The 25,424-nt window shown below is 68.8% G+C and carries 20 protein-coding genes, 1 tRNA gene and 1 other RNA gene; 12 read left to right on the plus strand and 10 right to left on the minus strand.

Annotated features, from left to right (window positions below; genetic code table 11):
* The first annotated feature begins 9 nt into the window (after positions 1–9).
* Positions 10–591 (plus strand): COG4315 family predicted lipoprotein, encoded by a 582-nt coding sequence (locus JWS14_RS22820; protein WP_241031443.1) that lies wholly within the window; start codon positions 10–12, stop codon positions 589–591.
* Here JWS14_RS22820 and JWS14_RS22825 read toward each other — a convergent pair.
* The 4 genes from JWS14_RS22825 to JWS14_RS22840 form a co-directional block, all read right to left on the minus strand.
* Positions 566–1,249, minus strand: coding sequence for a YoaK family protein (locus tag JWS14_RS22825; protein ID WP_206014432.1), 684 nt, complete (start codon positions 1,247–1,249; stop codon positions 566–568). The two genes, JWS14_RS22820 and JWS14_RS22825, sit on opposite strands and share 26 nt — an antisense overlap.
* 84 nt (positions 1,250–1,333) lie before the next feature.
* On the minus strand, positions 1,334–2,293 hold the full coding sequence (locus JWS14_RS22830; RefSeq protein WP_095862900.1) for an alpha/beta hydrolase: 960 nt from the start codon (positions 2,291–2,293) through the stop codon (positions 1,334–1,336).
* A gap of 211 nt (positions 2,294–2,504) precedes the next feature.
* Positions 2,505–2,592 (minus strand) — tRNA-Ser (locus tag JWS14_RS22835).
* Positions 2,593–2,651: 59 nt separating this feature from the next.
* Positions 2,652–3,146: a DUF3558 family protein gene (locus tag JWS14_RS22840; protein WP_206014433.1), complete on the minus strand. Its 495-nt coding sequence runs from the start codon at positions 3,144–3,146 to the stop codon at positions 2,652–2,654.
* Positions 3,147–3,271: 125 nt separating this feature from the next.
* Between JWS14_RS22840 and ffs the strand changes: the two genes are divergently transcribed.
* An RNA gene (ffs, locus tag JWS14_RS22845) (signal recognition particle sRNA small type) lies at positions 3,272–3,366 on the plus strand.
* A 43-nt stretch (positions 3,367–3,409) separates the two neighbouring features.
* Entirely contained in the window at positions 3,410–4,708 is a 1,299-nt protein-coding gene (locus JWS14_RS22850; protein WP_206014434.1) for an aspartate aminotransferase type Ic, read from the plus strand.
* A gap of 51 nt (positions 4,709–4,759) precedes the next feature.
* Here JWS14_RS22850 and JWS14_RS22855 read toward each other — a convergent pair whose 3' ends face one another.
* Together JWS14_RS22855 and fepB are read right to left on the minus strand one after the other, a co-directional pair.
* Complete coding sequence (locus JWS14_RS22855) at positions 4,760–5,587, minus strand: DUF1206 domain-containing protein (protein WP_072938260.1); 828 nt, start codon at positions 5,585–5,587, stop codon at positions 4,760–4,762.
* Positions 5,588–5,673: 86 nt separating this feature from the next.
* Entirely contained in the window at positions 5,674–6,684 is a 1,011-nt protein-coding gene (gene fepB / locus JWS14_RS22860; protein ID WP_206014435.1) for a Fe2+-enterobactin ABC transporter substrate-binding protein, read from the minus strand.
* Positions 6,685–6,757: 73 nt separating this feature from the next.
* Between fepB and fes the strand changes: the two genes are divergently transcribed.
* Both fes and JWS14_RS22870 read left to right on the plus strand, forming a co-directional pair.
* A complete protein-coding gene (gene fes, locus JWS14_RS22865; RefSeq protein ID WP_206014436.1) occupies positions 6,758–7,990 on the plus strand; it encodes an enterochelin esterase in 1,233 nt (410 codons plus the stop codon).
* Between the two features lie 78 nt (positions 7,991–8,068).
* Positions 8,069–8,662 carry an HhH-GPD-type base excision DNA repair protein gene (locus JWS14_RS22870; RefSeq protein ID WP_072938255.1) on the plus strand — a complete coding sequence of 198 codons (594 nt, stop codon included), beginning with the start codon at positions 8,069–8,071 and terminating at the stop codon, positions 8,660–8,662.
* Between the two features lie 36 nt (positions 8,663–8,698).
* Here the strand turns inward: JWS14_RS22870 and JWS14_RS22875 are convergent, their stop codons facing one another.
* Positions 8,699–10,045, minus strand: a complete 1,347-nt coding sequence (locus JWS14_RS22875) for an ammonium transporter (protein ID WP_072938252.1) — start codon at positions 10,043–10,045, stop codon at positions 8,699–8,701.
* Positions 10,046–10,255: 210 nt separating this feature from the next.
* Between JWS14_RS22875 and JWS14_RS22880 the strand changes: the two genes are divergently transcribed.
* The 4 genes from JWS14_RS22880 to JWS14_RS22895 all read left to right on the plus strand — a co-directional run bounded on the left by JWS14_RS22880 (position 10,256) and on the right by JWS14_RS22895 (position 15,933).
* Positions 10,256–12,499 (plus strand): DNA polymerase III subunit gamma and tau, encoded by a 2,244-nt coding sequence (locus JWS14_RS22880; RefSeq protein ID WP_206014437.1) that lies wholly within the window; start codon positions 10,256–10,258, stop codon positions 12,497–12,499.
* 76 nt (positions 12,500–12,575) lie between these two features.
* Positions 12,576–13,274 (plus strand): hypothetical protein, encoded by a 699-nt coding sequence (locus JWS14_RS22885; protein ID WP_179377629.1) that lies wholly within the window; start codon positions 12,576–12,578, stop codon positions 13,272–13,274.
* Between the two features lie 20 nt (positions 13,275–13,294).
* Entirely contained in the window at positions 13,295–15,262 is a 1,968-nt protein-coding gene (locus JWS14_RS22890) for a sensor histidine kinase (protein WP_206014438.1), read from the plus strand.
* Positions 15,259–15,933: a response regulator gene (locus JWS14_RS22895; RefSeq protein ID WP_095862905.1), complete on the plus strand. Its 675-nt coding sequence runs from the start codon at positions 15,259–15,261 to the stop codon at positions 15,931–15,933. Before JWS14_RS22890 ends, JWS14_RS22895 begins: the two co-directional genes overlap by 4 nt.
* 10 nt (positions 15,934–15,943) lie before the next feature.
* Here the strand turns inward: JWS14_RS22895 and JWS14_RS22900 are convergent, their stop codons facing one another.
* Complete coding sequence (locus tag JWS14_RS22900; RefSeq protein WP_206014439.1) at positions 15,944–17,593, minus strand: amidase; 1,650 nt, start codon at positions 17,591–17,593, stop codon at positions 15,944–15,946.
* 235 nt (positions 17,594–17,828) lie between these two features.
* On the opposite strand from JWS14_RS22900, the gene JWS14_RS22905 reads away from it, so the two are divergent.
* The 3 genes from JWS14_RS22905 to JWS14_RS22915 all read left to right on the plus strand — a co-directional run bounded on the left by JWS14_RS22905 (position 17,829) and on the right by JWS14_RS22915 (position 22,418).
* Positions 17,829–19,043, plus strand: a complete 1,215-nt coding sequence (locus JWS14_RS22905) for an acetyl-CoA C-acetyltransferase (protein ID WP_095862907.1) — start codon at positions 17,829–17,831, stop codon at positions 19,041–19,043.
* Positions 19,044–19,072: 29 nt separating this feature from the next.
* Positions 19,073–21,214 (plus strand): 3-hydroxyacyl-CoA dehydrogenase NAD-binding domain-containing protein, encoded by a 2,142-nt coding sequence (locus JWS14_RS22910; RefSeq protein WP_206014440.1) that lies wholly within the window; start codon positions 19,073–19,075, stop codon positions 21,212–21,214.
* Between the two features lie 154 nt (positions 21,215–21,368).
* The gene (locus JWS14_RS22915) at positions 21,369–22,418 is read left to right on the plus strand and encodes a type IV toxin-antitoxin system AbiEi family antitoxin domain-containing protein (RefSeq protein WP_206014441.1); all 1,050 of its coding nucleotides are present in this window, start codon (positions 21,369–21,371) and stop codon (positions 22,416–22,418) included.
* A gap of 23 nt (positions 22,419–22,441) precedes the next feature.
* Here the strand turns inward: JWS14_RS22915 and JWS14_RS22920 are convergent, their stop codons facing one another.
* Together JWS14_RS22920 and JWS14_RS22925 are read right to left on the minus strand one after the other, a co-directional pair.
* Positions 22,442–23,743: a class I SAM-dependent methyltransferase gene (locus tag JWS14_RS22920; RefSeq protein ID WP_206014442.1), complete on the minus strand. Its 1,302-nt coding sequence runs from the start codon at positions 23,741–23,743 to the stop codon at positions 22,442–22,444.
* The gene (locus tag JWS14_RS22925; RefSeq protein ID WP_072938227.1) at positions 23,740–25,191 is read right to left on the minus strand and encodes an FAD-binding oxidoreductase; all 1,452 of its coding nucleotides are present in this window, start codon (positions 25,189–25,191) and stop codon (positions 23,740–23,742) included. The genes JWS14_RS22920 and JWS14_RS22925 overlap by 4 nt, the downstream gene beginning before the upstream one ends.
* Positions 25,192–25,424 lie beyond the last annotated feature (233 nt).

The raw sequence follows: 25,424 nt of genomic DNA on the forward strand, positions 1-25,424 counted from the left end.
GTGAACTGTATGTACGGGTCCGCAGAGGTTCCCCAGGAGGCCCGCCACTACGCCGTCACAGAGAACGAGGACTCCATGAGACGAACATGGGCGCTGGCAGCGATCGCCGCCGTCAGCCTGACCTTCTCGAGTTGCGCCTACGACCGCACGGATTCCGGCGACACGGGCGGCAACGCCCCGGTGTCCCCGACGCCGACGTCCCCACCCGCCGCGCCCGGAACACCCGTCCTGAAGATGGGACCGACGACGCTCGGCGAGGTGATGGTCGACGAAGGCGGGATGACGGTCTACGTGTACGACAAGGACGAGGTCGGCTCCGGTGCCAGTTCGTGCCGCGACACGTGCCTGCAGTCGTGGCCGCCGGTCACCGCCGTCACCGAGAACCCGACGGTGCAGGGGCTGAAGGAAGTCGTCATCGACACCATCCCCGCGGCGGACGGCACCCATCAGCTCACCGTGAACGGGCGACCCGTGTACCGGTACAAGGATGACAACGAACCCGGTGACGCATACGGGCAGGCGGTCGGCAGCGTGTGGTGGACCCTCGACTCCGCAGGCAACCCGGTCACGACAACTGCGGGCGGCGAGTAGCGCGGTCGATCCGCAGATGGACGGTGACGGTCAGCGCCGCCGACAGTCCGGCGGCGAACCACAGGGCGTCCAACCCGATCCAGTGGTGCGAGAGAGCGCCCGTCACCGCTCCTGCCACCAGGCCCGCCCACAGCGCGAAATGTCGTAGCCACGCCCACCGCGGCCCGCCGAACAGCGCCGCGGCAAGCCGGTGGCCCATCTTCACGAGGGCGCCCGTCATGTAGGTGAGGCCGATGGTGACCTCGCCGTCCTTCTGGAAGAAGGAGTTCTCCGCGCCCATGGCGAGCAGCATCGCGCCGACGGCCACGGTGCTCGCCCCGACGGTCGCGGCGACGGCGCCTGCGATGAGAAGTCCGGACACGACGGCGAGCACCGTCGTCCGGACGGGCAGCCGCCTGCGATCGGACAGGTGCACGACCACGGCGCCCAGGGCGCAGCCGAGGACGAACGTGCCGATCACCGCGGCGGCCGTCAGCGCATGCGCCCACGCCCCGTCCGCGAACCCGACACTGAACCGGGTGAGATTGCCGCTCATGAACGCGACGAAGAACCCGCCGAGCGTGATGAATCCGAGCGCGTCGACGTAGCCGGCCAGCGCGGACAGCACCACCGCCAGCACGAGCATCTGCCTGCTGTCGTCGATCGGCACATCACACATCAAACACCGCGGCGAACGACAGCGGCCCCCGATCCGGAGATCGGGGGCCGCTGTGGCGGAGTTCAGGAGGTGCGAACGCCTCGACTAGGACGTGCCGAGTGCGGGCGCGAGCGTGTTGGCCCAGGACTCGTGCAGGCGGTCCTGCCAGTAGTTCCACGTGTGCAGGCCCTCGTCGGCGATGTGCGTCTGCAGCTTGGCGCCTGCGCGCTGCGCCGCGGGGACGAAGACCTTGCTGCTGAGGCCCGAGGCGGTCTCGAGGGGAACCGTCTGCGAGAACTTCACCGGGTCGAACGACTTGCTGTCCGGGTCGACGGTGGGATCGCCTGCCGCCGAACCCGCACCGGACGAGATGTAGACGGACTTGCCGCGCAGTGCGCCGACGTTGAGCAGCGGATCGTTGCGGATCCAGGCTGCGGACGGCCAGAAGCCCCACATGTTCTGCGCGTTGCCGCCCATCTGGGCGACCGAAACCTGGATGCCCTGCGCGAAGCCGGGCGAGCTGGCCGTTGGGTACCCGCTGTAGGACGCGACCGCCTTGTAGAAGTCGGGGCGGTGAATGGCGAGGTTCAACGCGGAGGTACCGCTCATCGACAGACCCGCGACCGCGTTGTTCACGCCATCGCTGCCGAACTGCGAAGCCATCACCGGGGGCAGTTCGTTGGTCAGGAAGGTCTCCCACTTCACGCGGCCCAGCTTCGGGTCGTCGCGCAGCCAGTCGGAGTAGAAGGTGCCGCCGCCGCCGAACGGGATGACCACGTTGACGTGCTTGCCGGCGAAGAAGTTCTCCACGTCGGTCTCGATCAGCCAGCCGTTGTTGTCGTCCGGCGCGCGCAGACCGTCGAGCAGGTACAGCGTCGGCGCGGGACCGCCACCCGCGGCCTTGAGCACCTTGACGGGAATGTCCTTGTCCATCGACGGTGAGTACACCGAGATCAGGGCCGAGTCGGCATGCGCGATGCCGGTTCCGGCCAGTACGGACACGAGGCCCGATGCCAACACTGCGACCAGGCCCACGATCAGCGCGCGGGTGCGACGTATCGCCATCCGAATGTCCTTTTATCTCGTAACAGACACTGCACAGCGAACGCTGCACCGGAGACGATAACAGGAAGATAACGGGTTGTGCCTGTCGTGGCCTGGGATTCTCGGCGCGGACGGGTCTGCAGGCGGCGGTCCGAGGGCGGCGCCGCCTGGTTTGCCCGGAGATGCAAGAAACCCCCGCGAACCACGTTGCAGCGGTTCACAGGGGTTCCTGTGGCGGAGGATAGGGGATTTGAACCCCTGAGGGCGTTAACCCAACCCGCGTTCCAGGCGAGCGCCATAGGCCACTAGGCGAATCCTCCGTGGAGGAGCATACCCAACGACGACGGCTCACCGTTAAACGGCCAGGTGGCCGCCGGTTCTACGCCCACTTCAGCTGGCCGAGGGCGTGCTCGGCGAGGGGCACGGACCGGTCGCAGGACGTGTCCGGGTTCGCAGTTGCGTCCAGGCCGAATTTCGACTCGATCGACAGCGTGCCCGCGTCGGTGGTGACCTCGAGGATGCACTGGTACTTGCTCTCGGCGAGCGCCCGGCCCTCGAGTCCGCCGACGTCGATCGTGCGCAGGGCGTCGACCGGTTCCGGCGCGCTCGTGGTGGTGACGGTCACAGTGTTCAGCGCCTCCGGTTTGCCCCACGTGCACGCGCGACGTTCCGGACTGTCGGTGGCTGTGCCCTCGCCGGCGCCTGCCGTCAGGAGCGGTGCGAGCGTCGCGTCGTCCGCGAGCGAGCACGGCTCGGCCACGTCCCAGCTGACCGCATCGGACGTGGCCGCGTCTTCGCTGCTCCCGCCGCACGCCGACAATGCTGCGACGACGACGGCGAGGGCCGCTGCGTGTGCTGTCCTTCTGAGTTTCATCCCGATCCTTTGCCGACGGTGGCCGAATGCGGGGGCGACCGTAGCACTGGACGTGGTCTGACGTGCGGCGTCGGGCGCGGGCCGGGGTGGATCCCGGTAGCGGCTCGGGGCCGTCTACACTCTGTGGTGGATCCCGCGCGGCGCGCATCCTGTGAACTCCCCCAGGGCCGGAAGGCAGCAAGGGTCAACGGGCTCTGCCGGGTGCGCGGGGTCCCCTATCTTTCGCATACCCGACCCCCGATGTCGGTGAGAGGCCGCTCCTGATGACCAACCAGACCCAGATCGGGTTGATGAGCCATGAGGAACTACTTTCGGAGCATGAGCGCCAGACTGCGAGCTACGCGCAGCTGAAGACGGAGAAGCTCACGCTCGACCTCACCCGCGGCAAGCCTTCGCCCGAGCAACTGGATCTGTCGGCGGCGCTGCTGGCGCTGCCCGGTGACGGCGACTTCCGCGACGGCAACGGTACCGACACCCGCAACTACGGCGGGCTCACCGGTCTGCCGGAACTGCGCGCGATCTTCGGTGAACTGCTCGGCATCCCCGTCGAGAACCTGCTCGCCGGCAACAACGCCAGCCTCGAGATCATGCACGACAACGTCGTGTTCGCTCTGCTGCACGGCACCCCCGACTCCCCGCGCCCGTGGTCGCAGGAGGAGAAGGTCAAGTTCCTGTGCCCGGCGCCCGGCTACGACCGTCACTTCGGGATCACCGAGACCTACGGCATCGAGATGATCCCGGTGCCGATGCGCCCGGACGGCCCCGACGTCGGTGTCATCTCCGAGCTCGTCGCGAACGATCCGCAGATCAAGGGTCTGTGGGCCGTTCCCAACTACTCCAACCCCACGGGCGCGGTGTACTCGGAAGAGGTCACGCGGGCGCTGGCGTCGATGCCGGCCGCCGCCCCCGACTTCCGGCTGTTCTGGGACAACGCCTACGCGGTGCATCCGCTGGTCGGCGAGACGGCGCCGTCGCTGGACATCCTCGGGATGGCAGCGGAGGCGGGTCACCCCAACCGGCCGCTCGTGTTCGCGTCGACGTCGAAGATCACGTTCGCCGGTGCGGGCGTCAGCTTCTTCGGTTCCTCGACCGCGAACCTGGCCTGGTACCAGAAGTTCCTCGGCAAGAAGAGCATCGGCCCGGACAAGCTGAACCAGCTGCGGCACCTGCGGTTCTTCGGTGACGCCGACGGGGTTCGCGCCCATATGGAGAAGCACCGCGAGATCCTGGCGCCGAAGTTCGCGCTCGTCCTGAAGATCCTCGAGGACCGTCTCGGGGCGTCGAAGGTGGCGTCGTGGACGGAGCCGAAGGGCGGATACTTCATCAGCCTGGACGTCGTCGAGGGCACCGCGAAGCGCGTCATCGCCCTGGCGAAGGACGCGGGGATCGCGCTCACCGCCGCGGGATCGGCGTTCCCGTACGGAATCGACCCGGAAGACAAGAACATCCGGCTCGCGCCGAGCTTCCCCTCGATGGAGGATCTGGACAAGTCGATGAACGGCGTCGCGACGTGCGTGCTGCTCGCGGCCACCGAATCACGCCTGGACCTGCCGAAGTCCTAGCAGCAGACCTCCGGCCGCTCACCTGTCTCGGGTGCGCGGCCGGAGGTGTCTCTACATCCTGGCGTAGCGCGCCATCACGAAGCTGTACAGCCCGTACGCGGCGATGCCCAGCGCGGCGAGGACCAGCAGGAACTGCCCGAACGGCGCCGAGCCGAGGGTTTTCACCGCGCCGTCGAGGCCGGTGGCCTTGGACGGGTCGGAGTTGAAGACCGCCACGATCACCAGCAGGCCCGCGCCCGCGATGACGAGGCCCTTGGCCACGTAGCCGACCACTCCGAGGGGCTCGACGAGTTTCGACGGGGTGCCCTTCAGGTCGTCCAGGAAGTTCTTCGACGCGCCCTTGTAGACGTGGTACCCGCCGATCGCGATGGCGACGAGACCCACCACCACGAGCAGGAACTTGCCGCCCCCGGACTCCATGAGGCGTGCGCTCATTCCGGCGTTCTGCTGTCCGCTCGATTTCCCGCCACCACTCGCGAACTGGTAGGCCGAGAAGGCGAACGCGAAGTAGACGACGGCCAGACCGAACGCCTTCGCACGGTCGAGCAGCGACGTGTCGTCGTCGGACTTCTCGGTGGCGTGCGGGCCGAGAACGGTCTCGGCGAGCCGCCACAGCGCCATCGCGATGAACGCGACCATCGCCACCCACAGCGCGAACCGGCCGCCGGGCTCGGCGGCCAGCGTGCCGAGGGCCCCGGACTGATCGGCGTTGCCGCCGCTGCCGAACGCCAGCTGAACGATGATGTACGCGATCAGCAGGTGGACGAAGCCGCTCATCACGTGGCCCGCCCGCGCGACCCGTTCGAAAGTGGTGCTGTCGGTTGCCCTGTCCACGGCACGGCTCATCCCGCTGGCTCGATTCGTTCCGTCCTGGGCCATCGGATGTCCTTCGGTGTCGTGTGTATGGACCGGAGTCCCTTGACGTAGAGGTACCCGGTACGGGCCGCGCCGACACGGACCGAGCGCTATCGCACTGCGTTCGTGACCCGGTCGATCAGGTTGGTGGCGCTGTAGTAGTCGAGCCGGAAGCTGTCCTTCCCGAGACCGATCACCTGCTTCTTCTCCACGGACGGGGTCTGCTGCAACGTCGGATCGGCGAGGAACCGCTCGGCGTCCGCCGCGTCACCGATCACGATGAACGTGGTGTTGCCGGGCACGGCCCGCGGCAGGTTCTCCTGCCCGACCGGCACGACGTCCTTGCGGCCGGACATGATGCCCTTGTCGGCTGCGCTGATGTCGGCGGGCAGCTCGGCGAGCGAGAATCCGAGGCGTTCCAGCAGAATGCCCTGCGCCGATTCGGCGGTGAACATCCGCGACTCCTCGGGCGAGTTGTAGGCGGGCACGTTCACCGGGTTCGCGGCGGCGACCTTGTCGCCGAGTGCCGACTTGGCGTCGTCGAGTTGCCGGTCGAACTTCGCGACGAGGGCTTCGGCCTGCTCCTCGGCCCCGATGGCCGCCGCGATCCGACCGCTGAGGTCCTGCCACGACTTGTCGTCGTACCGCAGCACCACGACGGGCGCGATCTGCCTCAGCGTGTCCACCTGATCGACTGCCGAGTCGCCGCCCGTGGCGGACACGAAGATGAGGTCCGGATCGGCGGCGGTGATCTTCTCGACGTTGGGTTCGCCCTGGTAGAGCGTGTCGACGCCACGCTCGGCGGCGATGTCCGCCCACTGCGTGAACAGGCCGTTCTCGTCGGTCACGTCGCTCGGTCGCTGCGCGCCGGTGCCGATGAGGGGTGCGTCGAGGGCGAGCAGCGAGCCGGTGAGTGTGACGCTGGTCGACACGATTCGCTCGGGCTTGTGTTCGATCGTGACGCTGCCCGTCTCGTCGGTGACGGTGCGCGGCCAGCTCTGGTCGGGCGCTGCGGGGTTGCCGGTGGTCGCGGACTCGGTAGCGGGATCGGACGAGCACGCGGCCGCGCCGATCCCGAAGGCGAGGACAGCGAGGGCTGCCAGTGAGCGACGAAGTTTCACGGCGGGACTCTCTTTCGCACGGGTAAGGAATGTGACTTAGGGTAGCGTTACCTATATTCGAATGGGGAAGTGGATGCTGAAACGGGTGCCAGGACCGGAGCGCCGCGTCGTGCGCACGCGGGCGATCGACGACCTGGCACCCGACGACGTCCCCGCGTTCTGGGACCGCCTCGCCGCAGCGGGCAGCCCCCTCGTCGAACGCGACGGGGCCGACCGCGGCTGCGTGATCGCGACGTTCTGCTGGCGGGACCCCGAGGGCGACGAACGCGTGTCACACACGCGGCACGTCTACCTCGACGCCAACGGAATCACCGACCGATCCCGGCCGGAACGGGCCGCGCTGTCGCGGCTCCCCGGCACCGACCTGTGGTCGCTGTCGATCGAGGTGCCCGAGAACTGGCGTGGCGCCTACCGTTTCATTCCCCGGACGGAACCGCTGACCCGTCCCGGCGACGGCACCCCGGGCTGGCAGTGGTGGCGGAACATACTCGCCGGCGCACGACCCGACCCGTTCAACCCGCTGCCCACCCGAGCGGTGCAGGCCGGCGACTGCTCCGAGGCGGTGATGCCCGCGGCGCCCGCGCAGCGCTGGTGGACGGACCGGCCCGGCCGCGGCGAACTCCACGAGACGACGTTCACGCTATCGGGCACACCACGGTCGGTGTGGGTCTACGAACCGCCCGGACTCGCCGCCGGATCTCGTCCGGTGGTGGTGCTGCTCGACGGCCGGACGTGGGCGGTCGACCTGCCGATCGCAGGTGCCGTCGACGCGCTCGGACCTGCCGGTCACCGGGTTCCGCTCGTCGTGATGGTCGACAGCGTCGGACCCGGACTGCGATCCGAGGAACTGGGCTGCAGCCCCGCGTTCGCCGCGGGTCTCACCGGCGAACTGCTCCCGTGGCTGCGGCGGGACCGGGCCGTCACCGACGACCCGGCGTCGACGATCGTGGCCGGCTGCAGCCTGGGCGGATTGACGGCCTGCCACCTCGCGCTGGCGGTGCCGCACGTGTTCGGGTGCGCCGTCAGCCTGTCCGGGTCGTTCTGGTGGCCCGGATCGGGGCCGGGAGTCCCGTTCCAGAACCGCGTCCGCGCCGCCGCCCCGTCGCGCAGTCGGTTCAGCCTGGAGGTCGGGACACTCGAATGGATGCTCGTCGAACCCAACCGCGAAGTCCGCGACCTGCTGGCCGGCGCCGGCCACGACGTGCGCTACCGCGAGTTCTGCGGGGGTCACGACGCGCTGCACTGGCGTGACGGACTCGTCGCCGGCGTCGCCTCGATGCTGGGTTACGCACCGGTAATGCAGTGATGTGGATAACTCTGTGAATAAACCGCGCGTCGCGGTGAAGGGCGCACCCGCCCCACCGCGGGATGGCAGGATCGAACCATGGCACGCACGCTGAACCTGGTAGGGGATCCGGACGCCGACGCACTCCTCGCGAGTGATCCGCTGGCGTTGCTCATCGGGATGCTGCTCGATCAGCAGGTTCCGATGGAGACGGCGTTCGCGGGCCCCAAGAAACTCGACGACCGGATCGGCGGCCTCGAAGTGCACCGCATCGCGGAGATGGATCCGGAAGCGTTCGCGGCCGTCTGCTCACAGACCCCCGCCGTCCACCGGTTCCCCGGATCGATGGCCACCCGCATCCAGTCGTTGTGCGCGTTCCTCGTCGAGAACTACGACGGCAGCGTCGAGGCGCTGTGGACGAGCGGCGACCCCGACGGCAAAGAAGTGCTGAAACGGTTGAAGGCGCTCCCGGGGTACGGCGACCAGAAGGCCCGCATCTTCCTGGCGCTGCTCGGCAAGCAGATCGGAGTCGAGCCGAAGGGCTGGCGCGAAGCAGCAGGCGACTACGGCACCGAGGGGTCCCGGCGTTCGATCGCGGACGTCGTCGACGACAAGAGTCTCCACGAGGTCCGCGAGTTCAAGAAGGCCGCGAAGGCAGACGCGAAGAAGGCGGCGGCAGCGAAGAAGATGTAGCCGCCGCTACTCCGTGTCGTCAAAAAGTAGCCGCCGCTACTCCGTGTCGTCTCGGTCCTGCTTCCGTTCCGCGTCGAGTTGCCGCCTGCGTTCGGCCTCGTGCATCCACGGAAAGACGCTGTTGCCCTGGCCGCCGCCGAGGGGTCCGTGGCCGAGCACACCGTGTTCGTACGCCGATTCGGCGTGCAGCGCGAGGTCGATGCCGGAGGACTCGTCCTCGGCGCTCACCCGGAACCCGAAGATCCGGTCGATCAGCTTGCCCAGCCCGTACGTCACACCGAACGCGTACAGGGCGACGACCACCACGGCCAGCACCTGCTTGCCGAGTTGCGCGAACCCGCCCCCGTACAGGAGGCCTTCGGCTCCGCCCGTCATCACCTCGGTGGCCAGCAGTCCGATCAGGATCGTGCCGACGATGCCGCCCATCAGGTGGACACCGACGACGTCGAGCGAGTCGTCGTATCCGAGGCGGAACTTCCAGCCGACGGCGAACGAGCAGACCACACCGGCCACTGCGCCGACGATCACCGCGCCGACCATGCTCACCGTGCCGCAGGACGGGGTGATCGCGACCAGCCCGGCGACGACGCCGGACGCCGCACCGAACGTCGTGGGGTGACCGTCGCGCTTCTGCTCGACGAGGAGCCAGCCGAGCAGGCCGGTGCACCCGGCGACGAGGGTGTTCAGGAAGATCGCGGCGGCCGTGCCGTCGGCGGCGAGAGCGGAACCCGCGTTGAAACCGAACCAGCCGAACCAGAGCAGGCCGACACCGAGCAGCACCAGCGGAAGGTTGTGGGGCCGCATCGACTCGGACTTGAATCCGAGCCGCGGGCCCAGGACCAGGGCCAACGCCAGGCCCGACGCGCCGGACACGATCTCGACGACCAGTCCGCCCGCGTAGTCGAGGGCGCCGAACTGCGCGATCCAGCCCTGCGGGTTCCACACCCAGTGCGCGACGGGCGCGTAGACGACGAGGGCCCAGACGGGCACGAAGATCATCCAGGCCGAGAACTTGGCCCGGTCGGCGATCGCACCGCTGATCAGCGCGGCGGTGATGATCGCGAATGTCAGCTGGAACGTGGCGAACAGGATCTCGGGGACCTGCCCGTGGACGGTGGTCGGGTCGATGCCCGCCATCCCCAGGTGCTCGAGCCCGCCGATCAGTCCGCCCCCGATGTCGTCGCCGAAGATGAGGGAGTACCCGGCCACCAGCCAGGCGACCGTGACGAGTGCGATCGACACGAAGCTCATCATGATCATGTTCAGTACGCCGGTGGAGCGGACCATCCCGCCGTAGAACAGGGCGAGCCCCGGGGTCATCAGCAGGACCAGCGCGGTACTGATCAGAAGCCAGGCGGTTGCTCCGGCGTCGATTGCAGGCACGACATTCTCCTCACACACCCGGACGAAACCAGGTGCGGAAATTCACGATGGCCGCGGGCCGTTTCAACGGTGATGCCGATGCGTTGCGAACGTGTTACGCAATCCGGTCAGGTCCGGATTTCTGCTTGTGAGTAGGGCCCCGAGCGGGTGCCGAGCAGGCGCTTCGACCACCCGGGCCGGACTGTCGGGGACCGCCGGTAGTCTTTCCGCGTGGCCCTGTACCGGAAGTACCGACCCGCATCCTTCGCCGAGGTGGTGGGGCAGGAGCACGTCACCGAACCACTGAGCACCGCTCTCGACGCCGGACGGATCAACCACGCGTATCTGTTCTCCGGTCCCCGCGGCTGTGGCAAGACGTCGTCTGCCCGCATCCTGGCCCGATCGCTGAACTGCGTGGAGGGCCCGACCTCGACGCCGTGCGGCCAGTGCCCCTCGTGCGTGGCGCTCGGCCCCGGCGGCTCGGGCAACCTCGACGTCACCGAACTCGACGCGGCCAGCCACGGTGGCGTCGACGACACCCGTGAACTGCGCGACCGCGCGTTCTACGCGCCTGCCGAGTCCCGGTACCGGGTGTTCATCGTGGACGAGGCCCACATGGTCACCACGGCGGGTTTCAACGCCCTCCTCAAGATCGTGGAGGAGCCGCCGGAGCACCTCATCTTCATCTTCGCGACCACCGAACCCGAGAAGGTGCTGCCGACCATCCGTTCGCGCACCCATCACTACCCGTTCCGGCTGCTCGCGCCGACGACGATGCGCGGGTTGCTGGAGAAGATCTGCCAGCAGGAGAGCGTGCCGGTCGCCGACCCGGTGTATCCGCTGGTCATCCGTGCCGGCGGCGGGTCCCCGCGTGACTCGCTGAGCATCCTCGACCAACTCCTCGCCGGCGCCGGCAACGAGGGCGTCACCTACCCGCGCGCGCTCGCGCTGCTCGGCGTCACCGACGTCGCGCTGATCGACGACGCCGTGGACGCGCTGGCCACCGGCGACGGTGCCGCACTGTTCGGGACGGTCGACCGCGTCATGGACGCCGGGCACGATCCGCGGCGCTTCGCCGTCGACCTGCTCGAGCGCCTCCGCGACCTCATCCTGATGCAGGCCGTCCCCGACGCCGCCGAACGCGGCCTCGTCGATGCACCCGGCGACGTGCTCGAGCACATGCGCGCCCAGGTCCAGCGGATCGGTCCCGCGACGCTCACCCGCTACGCCGAGGTGATCCACGCCGGTCTCGGCGAGATGCGCGGCGCCACGGCCCCCCGCCTGCTGCTCGAAGTGATGTGCGCCCGGATGCTGCTGCCGTCCGCGTCCGATGCGGAGTCGGCCGTGCTGCAGCGGCTCGAACGCGTCGAGCGCGGACTTCCGCCCGCAGGCTCCGCGCCGGTCGCCGCCGCAGCCGAGCGGCCCGCCGCGGCACCGGAGCGCGCGCCGCAACCGCCCGCCGAACCGGAACCCGAGCCGAAGTTCCAGCGACCGTCGATGCGCCAGGCCGCGGCGGCCACCGTGCCGCCGCCGCCCGAGCCGGAACCCGAGCCGATGCCGCGGCCTGTTCCGGAGCCCGCGCCCGCCCCCGTTCCCGAACCGGAGCCGACGCCTCAGCCCGAGCCGACACCCGTTCCGGAGCCGGCACCCGAGCCGACGCCGCGGCCCGTGCCCGAGCCGGCACCCGAACCCGCGCCGACTCCTGCACCCGAGCCGGAACCCGCTCCCGCTCCCACTCCTGCGCCGGAGCCGACTCCCGAACCGGAGCCGGAGCCGCCGCTCGCACCCGAGGTGGAGGCGGCACCCGCCGCATCCGCGGGTCCGGATGCTGCGGTCCTGCGCGAGGCCTGGAATTCGCTGCGCGAGAAGGTAAGCCAGCGGAACAAGATCCTGCCCGCGATGTTGTCCGCCGCCACGGTGCACGACGTGCAAGGCAACCGCCTGATCCTGGCGCACCCGGTCCCCAATCTGGGCGCTCGGATCGCGTCGCCGCACAACGCTCAGGTGATCACCGAGGTGCTGTCCGAGATGTTCGGCGGCACCTGGGAAGTGGAGTATCAGGCCGGTGCCCCGACGGCGCCGCCCCCACCGGCCGCGAAGGCTGCCGCGGCGCCGACGAAGCCTGCAGGCGCACCCCGGTTCTCCCGGCCCAGCCAGGAGCGGGCTGCGCAGCGCCCGCAGCAGCAGTCCGACGCACGGAGCACCGATGCGGGTCCGGGTGCGGCGCAGGCACGTCCGTCGTCCGAACCGGACGACGACATTCCGCCGCCGGAGGCACCGGACTACCCGGACGATCCCGGGCCGATCGACTACGAGGCTTCGGCGTCGACGCCGCCCGTCTCCACACCCGAGGACGAAGAAGAGATGTTCAAGGAGGCGGCGGAACCCGCCGACCCCGCGACTCGCCGCGACCCGGAAGACGTGGCGTTCGAACTGCTCAAGGACATGCTCGGGGCCAAGAAGCTCGAAGGCTGAACCGGACGGCGCGGTCCCGCCACATCGGGACATCCGCCCCTGGTGCCCGGGACGCCGGGTGCCCGATCGTCGTCTCATGAGCACAGTGAATGTTCCAGACGGCGTGCAGAACGAGGTCCCGGCGACCGCGCGACCGCGAAGCGGCCGGTGGTGGGCCTACGTCGGGGTCGTCGCCGGCGTGGCCGGAATCGTCGGCATCCAGGCGAGCATGTCGGTCGACGCGGTGTACGTGGAGGCGTCGGCCGGCGACGCGGTCGCCATCATGACCGGGCTCGTCGGACAGCGCACCGGGATCCTGGTGATGCACGTGTCGATCATGACCGCGGCGCTGCTGATCCTCGTCTTCGCCGCCGGGCTGTGCCAGCGACTGCGGGCGGCGTTACCTGCCGAGAGCATCCTGCCGTCGGTCGCGGCGTTCGGACTGGTCCTGACGTCGGCGGCGTGCCTGCTGGGGACCGGGCTGACCACCGAGCTGGTGTTCGGCCTCGGTGACACGAGCCGGCTGGTGCCGGAGTTCGCGGTGGTCGGCGGCCACTGGATGGGCACCATTCCGTGGCTGTGGGCGGGTGCGGGAGTCAGTGCGCTGGCGGTGGCCGTCGCGTTGCTCCGCGGGCACGCGGGCCCGCGGTGGATCGGCTGGGTCAGCCTGGTGCTGGGCCTGGTGACCGCCGTCATCGGCGTCTCACCGCTGCAGTACCTCGCGGGGTTCACCGGGCCGCTGTGGGTGCTGGTGAGCGCGATCGGGTTCGCTTTCGCCGACACCGTGCGCGAGTAAGGGAGATACTCGTTCGCACCATGGCGAAGCAGAAGGACACTCCGAGGACCGAGGGGTCGGCAGGTGCGGGCGGTGCGCCCGTACCCGCTGCCGTCATGGCGGTGTCCGCGTGGATCCTGGTCGTTCTGTCGGTGGTGGCGTTCGTCCGGGCCGATCCGGGCATCGATTCGAATCAGCTGTTCTTCCTGGTGGACGTCGTCGGGGCGGCGGTCTACGGAACTGTGGCGGGTGTCGTGCTCGCGCGGCGGGTGCACCCGGTGCCGATCATCCTGGGGCTCACCGCGATCGGCGTGGGTCTCGCCGCGCTTGGCTACAGCTATTCGCAACTCGCGGCCGTGCGTCCGGGGCTGCCATGGGCCGATGTGCTGTCGCCGTTGCAGAACACGGCGTGGATTCCCGGGACACTGAGCCTGTTCCTGATCGTGCCGTGGCTGATCCGCGACCATCCGCTCGGCGTCGGCGCGAAACTCGGCGTCCTCGCCGGTGTCGCCGCGACGGCCTGGTACTTCTGGTCCCGCACGTTTACCGGGATCCCCGCGGTCTGGCAGATCGCGCCCGTCCTCGTGGTCGGTTTCGCGGCGGCAGCGGACTGCGGGTGGCGGTGGCGGCACGGCCCACCCGGCGAGCGCGTCGGTCTCGGCTGGATGTGCCTCGGCACGGCGCTGATGACGGCCGCGTACATTCCGCTGGCGCTGCCCGCGTCGCTGCCGGGGCTGTGGGTGCTCAACCCGTTGGTGCACTTGGCGGTTCAGGCGTTCTACCCGGTCGCGATTCTGGTGTGCATCCTGCGTCAGCGCATGTGGGGGTTGAACCTGGCCGTCAGCCGCGCGACGGTGGCCGGCACCCTCACCGTTGCGCTGCTGGTGCTGTACGTGGTGGTGGTCGCGGCGCTGACGGCACTGCTGCCCGACGGCGATTCGGTGGGGGCGCAGGTGGTCGCGGCGGGTGTCGTCGCCGTCGCGGTGCAGCCGGTGCGGTTGTGGTTGCAGCGGCGGGTGCACCGCCTGGTGTACGGCGAGGGCGAGGATCCGGCGCGGGCCGTCCGCACCCTCGGCAGGCAGTTCGGCAGCGCCGAGACCCCGGAACAACTCCTCGAGGGTCTCGCTGCCGGCGTCGGCGTCGCGTTGCGGCTCGAATCCGTGTCCGTGCGGCGCGCCGGCGGGGTTGCCGCCGTGTGGGGTTCGGCGACGGGACCTGCCGAGTCGGTGGAGTTGGTGCACCGCGGTGCGGTGCTGGGGACGATGGTCGTGACGGCGCCGCCGGGGGAATCGCTGGGGGCGCGCACCCGACGATCGCTCACCGAACTGTCGGCGGTCGTGACGGCCGGTCTCGTCGTGCTGCAGTCGGCGGAGAACCTGCAGGAGGCGCGGCGTCGGCTGGCGTCCGTGCGACTGGAGGAGCGGCAGATGATTCGCCGCGAACTGCACGACGGCCTGGGTCCCTCGCTCGCGGGCATCCGGCTGGGCCTGCAGGGCGCCCGGAACCTGCTCGGCTCCGATCCGGTGGCCGCCGCGGAACTCATCGACGCGCTGCAGGAGCAACTCGACCATCAGGTGGAAGGCGTCCGGCAGCTGTCGCGCAGCATGTTCCCGCCGGTGCTCGACGAACTCGGACTGGTCCCGGCGCTGCACGAACTGGCGGCCAGCCAGTCGCGCAGCGGGTTCCAGCTGCGGGTGCAAGCCGATCCGCCGCCGAGGCTGGGCGCGGAGATCAGCGCCGCGGCGTACGGGATCGTCGTCGAGGCCGTCACCAACGCGCGCAGGCACAGCGGTGCCGACGGCTGCCGGGTCGACGCCACGGTCGCCCGGGAGGTGCTGACGGTCGTCATCCACGACGACGGGTGCGGGTTCGATCCGGCCGGGGGCGGCGGCGTCGGCACCCGGTCGATGCGCGAGCGGGCACACGAACTCGGCGGCACGCTGCACATCGAATCCGGCCGTCCGACAGGCACGGTGGTCACCGCCCGGTTACCGTTGACCGCATCATGAGCGCGGGCACGAAAAGTTCCACCACCTCGTCCATCCGGGTAGCCGTCGTCGACGACCACCCGGTGTTCCGGCTGGGCATGGTCGCGTTGCTGTCGACCCTGGACGGCATGGAGGTGGCCGCGCAGGCCAGTTCCGTCGCGGAGGCGCTCGACGTCGTCGACGGGGACGTCGACGTCGTGCTCATGGATCTCGAACTCGGCGACGGTTCGGGGGTGGACGCCACCCGGCGGCTCGTCGAGCGGTACCCCGCCCTGCGGGTGCTCGTGGTCACCATGCACGAGGACGACGAATCGCTGGTCGCGTCGGTGCGTGCCGGGGCGCGCGGCTACCTGGTGAAGGGGGCCGATCCGGGGGAGGTCGAACGCGCGGTCCGGGCGGTCGCCAACGGGGAGGTGATCCTCGGCGCCGCGGTCGCGGCCCGCGCGATGAGCTTCATGGCCGCCTCGCGCCGGATGGAACCCACCGTGTTTCCGGAACTCACCGATCGCGAACGGGAGGTCCTCGACCTCGTCGCCCGCGGCTACGACAACGCGAGCATCTCGCGCAGACTCGTGCTGAGCCCGAAGACGGTGCGCAACCACGTGTCGAACGTGCTCGCCAAGCTGGGTGTGCCCGACCGTCCCGCCGCCATCGTGCGGGCACGGGACGCGGGCCTCGGACTCGACACCTGAGGCGCCGGGGTCACACCGCCGCAGTCGAGGTGGTCGGCACGAATCGGATGCCCGGGCCGGTGTCGTCCGTGTTGGTCGCGGTGGGCCCAGCGCCCGGGGCCGCGACCCGCACTTCGGGGATCTGCCGGGGCGCGGCGCCGAGTGGCGGCGCGTCCCGCCACACCGGCTGCGCCTCCTGCAGTTCCAGGACGATGGAGATCAGCGCCGCCTCGGACCACGGGACCCCGCCCAGCTGCACCCCGAACGGAATGCCGGTGGCCGCGGACCGGCCCACCGGCGTGCAGACGACCGGTGCGCCCGTGTAGTTGGCCCAGAAGTAGTTCTCCCGCGCACCGGCGAACACACTCGAATCGGAGAGGTCGTCGCGCCGCACCCCGTCGGTGAGCGCGCCGGGACGCAGAATCGCGTCCAGCCGGTGCTCGGCGAACATCCGGTTGTAGTCGTGCTGGAAACGCAGGCGCGCGCGTTCGAGGGCGAAGTAGTCGGCGACGGGCAGGGCGAGGCTCGCCATCGCCGCGGTCGCGGCGAGCGCCGACTCCGCGCCGTATGCCGGGAGCCGGTCCGCGAACTGCCGGTGGTACGAGCCGAATTCGGCGTAATCCCCACTCAGCAGCCCCGTCGGGACCTCGGGCTCGGCGACGTCGACGATCTCGCCGCCCAATGCGCGGACGAGGTCGAGGAACCCGGCGAACAACGTCCCGATCGGGCCGGGCAGGTCGTCGGCGACACCGTGCGGCAACCCGAAACGTCTGCCGGACAGCGGACGTGACCCGCCCGCGGCGGCCAGCGGGTACCCCTCCGCGGGAACGTCGGGGCCCACCGACGTGCTGGGATCGTCGACGTCGACGCCCGCCATGTGGCTCAGGAGCAGCGACGCGTCGGCGATGCTGCGACCCATCGGACCGGTGTGATCGCGGGTCCAGGTCAGCGGAATCACCCCGCTGGTGCTGCACCGACCGAACGTCGCTTTGATCGACGTGATCCCGCACGCGCTCGCGGGGATGCGCAACGAACCGCCGGTGTCCGTTCCCAGCGCGCAGGGCGTGAACCGGGCGGCGAGGGCGGCGGCGCTGCCACCGGACGAGCCGCCCGGCGAATACGCGACGTCCCACGGGTTCCCGACCTGCGGCGTCGCGGTTCCGATGGCGAATTCGTGGGTGTGCGCGTGGCCCATCAGCACCATGCCCGCGTCGCGCAGTTGCCGCCACACCCCGGCGTCGCCCGCGGCGATGTTCCCGTCGAGGACGCCGCTCGACGCGGTCACGGGCAGCCCGGCCACCGCGTACAGATCCTTCAGCGCGATCGGCAGTCCGCAGACCAGCGGGGCGGACCCGGCCGCCAGTCGCCGCGCGGCGGACTCCGCGGCCTCGTAGGCCTGCTCCGGGTAGATCCGGATCCACGCCTCGACGCCGCCGTCGTGCGCCGCACTGCGCGACAGGCACGCGTCGAGCAGTTCGCGCGGATGCAGCGCCCGGGACTGCAACAGCGCCGCCGCCTCGACGGCACTCAGAAGTGCCGGATCGGACGCGGAAACCGCGGCGGGCGACGGCAGGCGGTGTGCCGGATTCGCGGTCGCGCCGGCACGCCCCAGGCCGGCAACGGTCACCGCACCCGCGGTCGCGGCGCCGAACAATTGCCGGCGGGACAGTCGGGTGGTCACAGCGTATTCTCCTCCGCTCGGGTCGCGTCGAGCGCCGCGCCATTACAGCACGAAACGGCGGGTCCGGCAGGGTCGAGATCGCCCCGTCGTGATCGCCTGGGTCACGATCCACGATCACTTCGGTCCTTCCTCCTGTTTTGCAACACGTTCTAAGGTAAATGTGCCGGGGTATGCCCCGTGCAGAGCGCCGTGTGCACGGTCGGCGTCGACGCAGATAAGGAAGGAACACTCCACAGTGACCACAGAGGCATTCATTTATGAAGCCATCCGGACCCCGCGCGGCCGCGGAAAGAAGACCGGTTCCCTGCACTCGGTCAAGCCGATCTCGCTGGTCACCGGCCTGATCGACGAGCTCCGCGCCCGCTTCCCCGACCTGGACGAGGATCGCATCTCCGATCTGGTCCTCGGCGTCGTCACCCCCGTCGGCGATCAGGGCATGGACATCGCCCGCGTCGCGGTCAACGACGCCGGACTGCCCGATACCGTCGGCGGCGTGCAGCTGAACCGGTTCTGCGCGTCCGGCCTCGAGGCCGTCAACACCGCCGCGCAGAAGGTGCGGTCCGGCTGGGACGAACTGGTCATCGCCGGCGGCGTCGAATCGATGTCCCGCGTGCCGATGGGCTCCGACGGCGGACCGTGGGCGCTCGACCCGGCCACCAACTACGACAACTACTTCGTCCCCCAGGGCGTGGGCGCCGACCTGATCGCCACCATCGAAGGCTTCTCCCGCGAGGACGTCGACGCGTACGCCGTCCGCTCGCAGGACCTCGCCGCGAAGGCGTGGACCGGCGGCTACTTCGCCAAGTCCGTCGTCCCGGTCAAGGACATCAACGGCCTCGTCGTCCTCGACCAGGACGAGCACATGCGTCCCGGCACCACTCTCGAGAACCTCGCGGGCCTCAACCCGTCCTTCGCCGGCGTCGGCGAGATGGGCGGCTTCGACGCCGTGGCGCTGCAGAAGTACCACTGGGTGGAGAAGATCAACCACGTCCACCACGGCGGCAACAGCTCCGGCATCGTCGACGGCGCCGCACTGGTCCTCGTCGGATCCGAGCAGGCCGGCAAGGACATGAGCCTGACCCCGCGCGCCCGCGTCGTCGCGACGGCCACCAGCGGTGCCGACTCCACGATCATGCTCACCGGCCCCACCCCGGCCTCGAAGAAGGTGCTCGCCGCCGCCGGTCTGACCGTCGACGACATCGACCTGTTCGAGATCAACGAGGCGTTCGCGTCCGTGGTGCTCAAGTTCCAGAAGGACCTGAACATCCCCGACGAGAAGCTCAACGTCAACGGCGGTGCCATCGCGATGGGGCACCCGCTCGGAGCCACCGGCGCCATGATCACCGGCACCATGATCGACGAGCTCGAGCGCCGGAACGCCCGGTACGCCCTCATCACCCTGTGCATCGGCGGCGGTATGGGCGTCGCCACCATCATCGAGCGCGTCTGACCGCCCGGACCATCAGGAGACTTGAAGCAGTGAGCGAGCAGAACATCATCAACTGGGAGCAGGACGCCGACGGCATCGTCGTGCTCACCATCGACGATCCCAACCAGGGCGCGAACACCATGAACGACGCCTACATCTCCTCGATGAAGGCGACCGTCGACCGCCTCGTCGACGAGAAGGACTCCATCACCGGTGTCGTGATCACGTCCGGCAAGAAGACGTTCTTCGCCGGCGGCGACCTCAAGAACATGATCAAGGTCGGCCCGGAGAACGCCGACGAGATCTACAGCCACAGCGTCGCGATCAAGTCGGATCTGCGCCGCCTCGAGACTCTGGGCAAGCCCGTCGTCGCCGCCATCAACGGCGCCGCACTCGGCGGCGGACTCGAGATCGCCCTGGCCACGCATCACCGCGTCGCGGCGGACGTGAAGGGCGTCAAGATCGGCCTGCCCGAGGTCACCCTCGGCCTGCTGCCCGGCGGCGGTGGCGTCGTGCGCACCGTCCGCATGCTCGGACTGCAGAACGCCCTCATGCAGGTGCTGCTGCAGGGCCAGCAGCGTGGACCGGTGCAGGCCAAGGAGGTCGGACTCGTCGACGAGGTCGTGTCCTCGGTCGAGGATCTGGTGCCCGCCGCGAAGGCGTGGATCAAGGCCAACCCCGAGGGCGGCGTCCAGCCGTGGGACAAGAAGGGCTACCGGATCCCCGGCGGCACCCCGTCCACCCCGGCGTTCGCCGCGAACCTGCCCGCGTTTCCCGCGAACCTGCGCAAGCAGCTCAAGGGCGCACCCATGCCGGCACCGCGCGCCATCATGGCCGCCGCCGTCGAGGGTTCGCAGGTCGACATCGACAACGCGCTCCTCATCGAGGCCCGCTACTTCACGTCGCTGGTCACCGGTCAGGTCGCGAAGAACATGATCCAGGCGTTCTTCTTCGACCTGCAGGCCATCAACTCCGGCGCGTCCCGCCCTGAGGGCATCGAGAAGACACCCATCACCAAGGTCGGTGTGCTCGGTGCCGGAATGATGGGCGCCGGAATCGCCTACGTCTCCGCGAAAGCCGGATTCGACGTCGTCCTCAAGGACGTCACCATCGAGGCCGCCACCAAGGGCAAGGCGTACTCCGAGGGCATCGAGGCCAAGGCGCTGTCGCGGGGCAAGACCACCGAGGAGAAGTCGAAGACGCTGCTCGACCGCATCACGCCGACCGCCGACCCCGCCGACTTCGCCGGTGTCGACTTCGTCGTCGAGGCCGTGTTCGAGTCGCAGGAACTGAAGCACAAGGTCTTCCAGGAGATCGAGGACATCGTCGACCCGAAGGCGCTGCTCGGCTCGAACACGTCGACCCTGCCCATCACCGGTCTGGCGACGGGCGTGAAGCGGCAAGAGGACTTCATCGGAATCCACTTCTTCTCTCCCGTGGACAAGATGCCGCTCGTCGAGATCATCCGCGGCGAGAAGACGTCCGACGAGGCCCTCGCCCGCGTCTTCGACTACGTGCAGGCCATCCGCAAGACGCCGATCGTCGTCAACGACTCGCGCGGCTTCTTCACGTCCCGCGTCATCGGCACGTTCATCAACGAGGCCATCGCCATGCTCGCGGAGGGCATCGAGCCCGCCACCATCGAACAGGCAGGCATGCAGGCCGGCTACCCGGCGGCACCCCTGCAGCTGTCCGACGAGCTGAACCTCACGCTGATGCAGAAGATCCGCAAGGAAACCGCGGAAGCCGCGAAGGCCGAAGGCAAGGAACTGCCCGCCGACCCGGCAGGCGACGTCATCAACACGATGGTCGACAAGTTCGACCGCAAGGGCAAACTCGGCGGCGCAGGCTTCTACGACTACGCCGACGGCAAACGCACCGGCCTGTGGACCGGGCTGCGGGAGAACTTCGGTTCCAAGGAACTCGAAGTCCCGTTCCAGGACCTCATCGAGCGCATGCTGTTCATCGAGGCCATCGAAACGCAGAAATGCTTCGACGAGGGCGTGCTCCTCACCACCGCCGACGCCAACATCGGCTCCATCATGGGTATCGGCTTCCCCGCCTGGACCGGCGGTGTGTCGCAGTACATCCAGGGCTACGAAGGCGGCCAGGCCGGCTTCGTCAAGCGCGCCGAAGAACTCGCTGCCAAGTACGGCGAGCGTTTCACCCCGCCGGCGTCGCTGAAGGCGTAGGCGGCTCCGCCGCCCGTGCGTGGTTAAGGAGTCTCTGGACTCGTTAACCACGCACGGGCTGAGTTATCCCCAACCTGTGGGTTATCCACAGGGCAATTCATTTCCCCAGGTGCGACACCGAGACCCGTCGGGGGTCTCGGTGACCGTGCCCGGTATGACCTCCACGCAATTCGCCGCCCTGAAAGACGTCGCCGACGCGCAGTTCGGCCTGATCACCCACACGCAACTCCACGCCCTCGGGTTTCCCCGCAGCCGGGTCCGGCACCGCGTCGAATCCGGTCGATGGCAAGCAGTGCTCCACGGTATCTATTCGGTGAGCAACGGACCGATCACTCGTGAGATGTCGCTGGAAGCCGCGTTGCTCTTCGGAGGCAAGGGCGCAGTCCTCAGCCACCACACTGCCGCCGAGGAATGGCACATGATTCGTGTCGATCCTGCACGCCCCGTGCACATCACCGTTCCCTACGGAAGATCGGCGATCACCCAGCCGCCGACCGTTGTCGGTGCGGGCCTCGCGTCGGTCAGTCTGTGCCACCGGGAAGGAACTGTCGTGCATCCGGGAGTCATCGTGCACCGGTCGCGGGCGCACGACTACATTGCCGTCGATACGGACCAACCCCGGACGGCAAGGGCGGACACGGCTCTGGATGTGGCGATCGCCGAGCCCACGGCACGGGACGCTTACACCCGGCTCGTCGCGCTCGTGACCAATGCCCGGATCCCACTGCGCGACATCCGGCGACGCATGGAGGAGCGACGACCACGTCGGTACGGCAAGGCGCTCGTGGATGCGGTACGACTGCTCGCCGACGGAGTGCAGTCGGTGCTCGAGTACCGCTATGCCACCGACGTCGAGGATGCGCACGCGCTGCCGCGGGCGCGGAGGCAGTCACCGGTAGTCGTGGACGGACGCACCCTCTTCGAGGACTGCGACTACTCCGACCACGGTGTGCCGCTCATCGTCCGACTCGACGGTCGCCGCGCGCACGCGATGGCGGAGGTGGCGTTCCGGGACCGCCGACGCGACAACGCGGCGGAACTGCAGGGGCGGCCGCGACTCGTGTACGGGTTCGACGAGGTGACGAAAAATCCGTGCGTCGTGGCCCAGGAAGTGGAGACCGTGCTGGTTCGGGAGGGGTGGAGCAGGCCCGGCGAAAACCCCTGCCGGGCCTGTGAGTGGTCAAGGAGTGCAGAGACTCCTTAACCACTCACGGGCGGCGGAGCCGCCTACTTCCACCACGGCCGGAGCGGGACATGCGCCTCGCCCTTCGGCCCGAGCTTGACGGCGAGGACCTGGTGCAGCTGAACGACGTTGCGTTCGAAGCCGAGTCGCGACCCGGCCATGTAGAGGCCCCACACGCGGGCGGTGCCTTCCCCGACCTCTTCGACGCAGGCGTCCCAGTTGTCGACCAGGTTCTGGCACCATCCGGCGAGGGTGAGTGCGTAGTGTTCGCGCAGGTTCTCCTCGTGTCGCACCTCGAGTCCGACGTTCTGGATCTCGGAGATGATGCGTCCGGAGCCGGTGAGTTCGCCGTCCGGGAACACATACCGGTCGATGAACCCGCCTGCGCGGGCCTGACTCTGGTTGTCGGGCCGGGTGATGCAGTGGTTCAGCAGCCGGCCGCCTTCGCGGAGTTTGCTCTGCAGCAGTCCGAAGTAGGCGGGGTAGTTGCCGACGCCGATGTGCTCGGTCAGTCCGATGGAGGAGATGGCGTCGAATCCGGTTTCGGGGACGTCGCGGTAGTCGGAGAACCGGACCTCGGCGAGGTCGGACAGCCCCTCTTCGGCGATGGCCTTCTGCGCCCATTCGGCCTGTTCGCGGGACAGGGTGACGCCGATGACCTTGACGCCGCGGCGTGCGGCGAACCGGACCATCGATCCCCAGCCGCAACCGATGTCGAGCAGGCGGTCGCCGGGCTGGAGGCCGAGCTTCTCGAAGACGAGGCGGTACTTGTTTTCCTGTGCCACTTCGAGGGTCTGCTCGGCGTTCTCGTAACACGCGCACGTGTACGTCATGGATGGCCCGAGGACGTACTCGTAGAAGGTGTTCGAGACGTCGTAGTGGTGGTGGATGACCTCGGCGTCGCGGGACTTGGAGTGCCGCAGTCCTTCCGCGACCCGACGCCACCGCGGGAGGTGCTCCTGCGGGGGAGGGGCGATGGGGCGCAGCAGATCCCAGCCGAGCGAGCGGGTGATGGCGGCGAGCGTGAGCGCGGACGGACGACGGAAGTGCAGTTCGTCGCCCATGACGCGGAGGATCTCGTACGGATCGCCGGGGTGGACGCCGCGGGCCTCGAGGTCGCCGGATACGTAGGCCCGGGCCATGCCGAGGTCGCCGGGGGCGGTCGCCAGGTAGGTGGTGCCCCTGGTCGTCTTGAGGTGGAGCCCGTAGGGGGCGTCCTCCGGGCCTGCGGCGCTGCCGTCGTAGGCGGAGAACCGCAGGGGGAGCATGCCGTCGGACAGAGTTTCGAGAATCTCTGCGATGGTCAGCTTGTGGTCTTGCGAGCGTGAAGCTTTCAGGGTTGTCATCGACGTTGCACCGCCTTGGAGAAAAGGTCCAGTAATCGTGATTTGGGGTCGTAGCGTTTTTTCAGTTCCGTGTATCGATCGCCGCCGTAGTAGAGGCGTTCGAAGTCTTCTCGTGAATAGTACGAATCGGAGTAGAGGGACTTGTGTCCGTCGAAGTCGCTGACCTTGTCTTCGATCAGCCGATTCGCCGCCCCCTCGGGCCGGCCCGGGACGATGGGTACCGAGGACCAGAAGCCGATGTTCACGTAGGTACGTTTCGGTTCGAGGGGGTACAGGGGCCAGGGGCGTTGCGAAGACGCGCCTGCGGGGGCGGGTTCCCGCAACCGCAACGGGCACAGCCACAGCGGCTCGATGGGGATCTCGTCGAGGAACCAGCGGACGAAGTCCGCGGTGCGCTCGATGGGCACTTCGACGTCCTGCACGACGCGTTCCCGCGGCGGGTTGCCCTTGCGCTTCTCGAGTCGGTCGCCGATGTCGTACTTGTGGTCGAGGGCGATGAGCTTCCAGTAGAAGCTGCTGCGGAGGAGCTTCTTCGGCCACAGCCGGCGGACGGTGGGGTTCTGGGCGCCGAAGGCGCGCGAGCACCAGAACCAGTCGGTGTCCCAGCGCCACAGATAGTCTCGGATGGTGAGTTTGTCCGTTTTCGGGTGGTTCACGGAACTGTGCTGGATGGACCGGTAGAAGATGTTCTGGCCGGTGTAGTCACTGACGGGGCCGCCCTCGTCGGTCTGATGGCCCAGCGTGAGGTAACTCTCGGACTCGGTGAAGACGACACCGTCCAGGTAGTCGACGGGGATGCCGTCGTGGACGCGCTCGGTGACGATGCGATCCATCGCCGACTGCAGTTCGTCCAGCGAGTCGAAACGCAGATGCCGCAGTGCCACATACCGTTTGACGGGCTCGAGCTGGATGCGCAGACGCGTCGAGTAGCCGAGTGTTCCGTAGGAGTTGGGGAACCCCCAGAACAGGTCGGAGTTCTCGCCTTCCGGTGTCGCGGTGACGATGTCGCCGTTGCCGGTCAGGACGTCGATCTCGAGGACCGATTCGTGGGGGAGCCCGCTGCGGAACGACGTCGACTCGATGCCGAGGCCGGTGACCGCGCCACCGAGGGTGATGGTCTTGAGCTGCGGAACCACCAGCGGCGCCAACCCATACGGCAGGGTGGCGTCCACCAGGTCCTCGTAGGTGCACATTCCGGCGACATCCGCCGTCCGGGCCTGCGGGTCGACGGCGATGACCCCGCCGAGGCCGGAGACGTCGAGGCCGGGTGCGCTGGTCTGCGCCCGGGCCCGGAACAGATTGGACGTCTTCTTCGCGAGCCGCACGGTGGCGTCCGTGGGAATCGCGCGGTAGGACGCGAGGAGTCGTCGGACGCCGGCGCGATGGGCGTCGATCCCCGTGACGGGCAGAGTGCGATGCGCACGGAAGGGGCGTCCACCCTCCCGCATGCTTTTCAGTAGTTCAACCGAAGAGGCAGCCACACCTTGACGCTATCCCTCTCCGGGGGTTCAAGCCACGCATATCGGCGCGCGCGACCCAAGATTCACACAAATGTCTCATCAATGTGCGGGTCGCGACCATGCCGAAGTGAGCTACCTCACAATAGATTGCCACGTCATCGCCCGGACTCGAGGACGGAAGGCAGGATGGGAGGAGGAAGCAGTTTCGTACAAATCGTACA

The organism is Rhodococcus koreensis (assembly GCF_017068375.1).
GTDB lineage: Bacteria > Actinomycetota > Actinomycetes > Mycobacteriales > Mycobacteriaceae > Rhodococcus_F > Rhodococcus_F koreensis.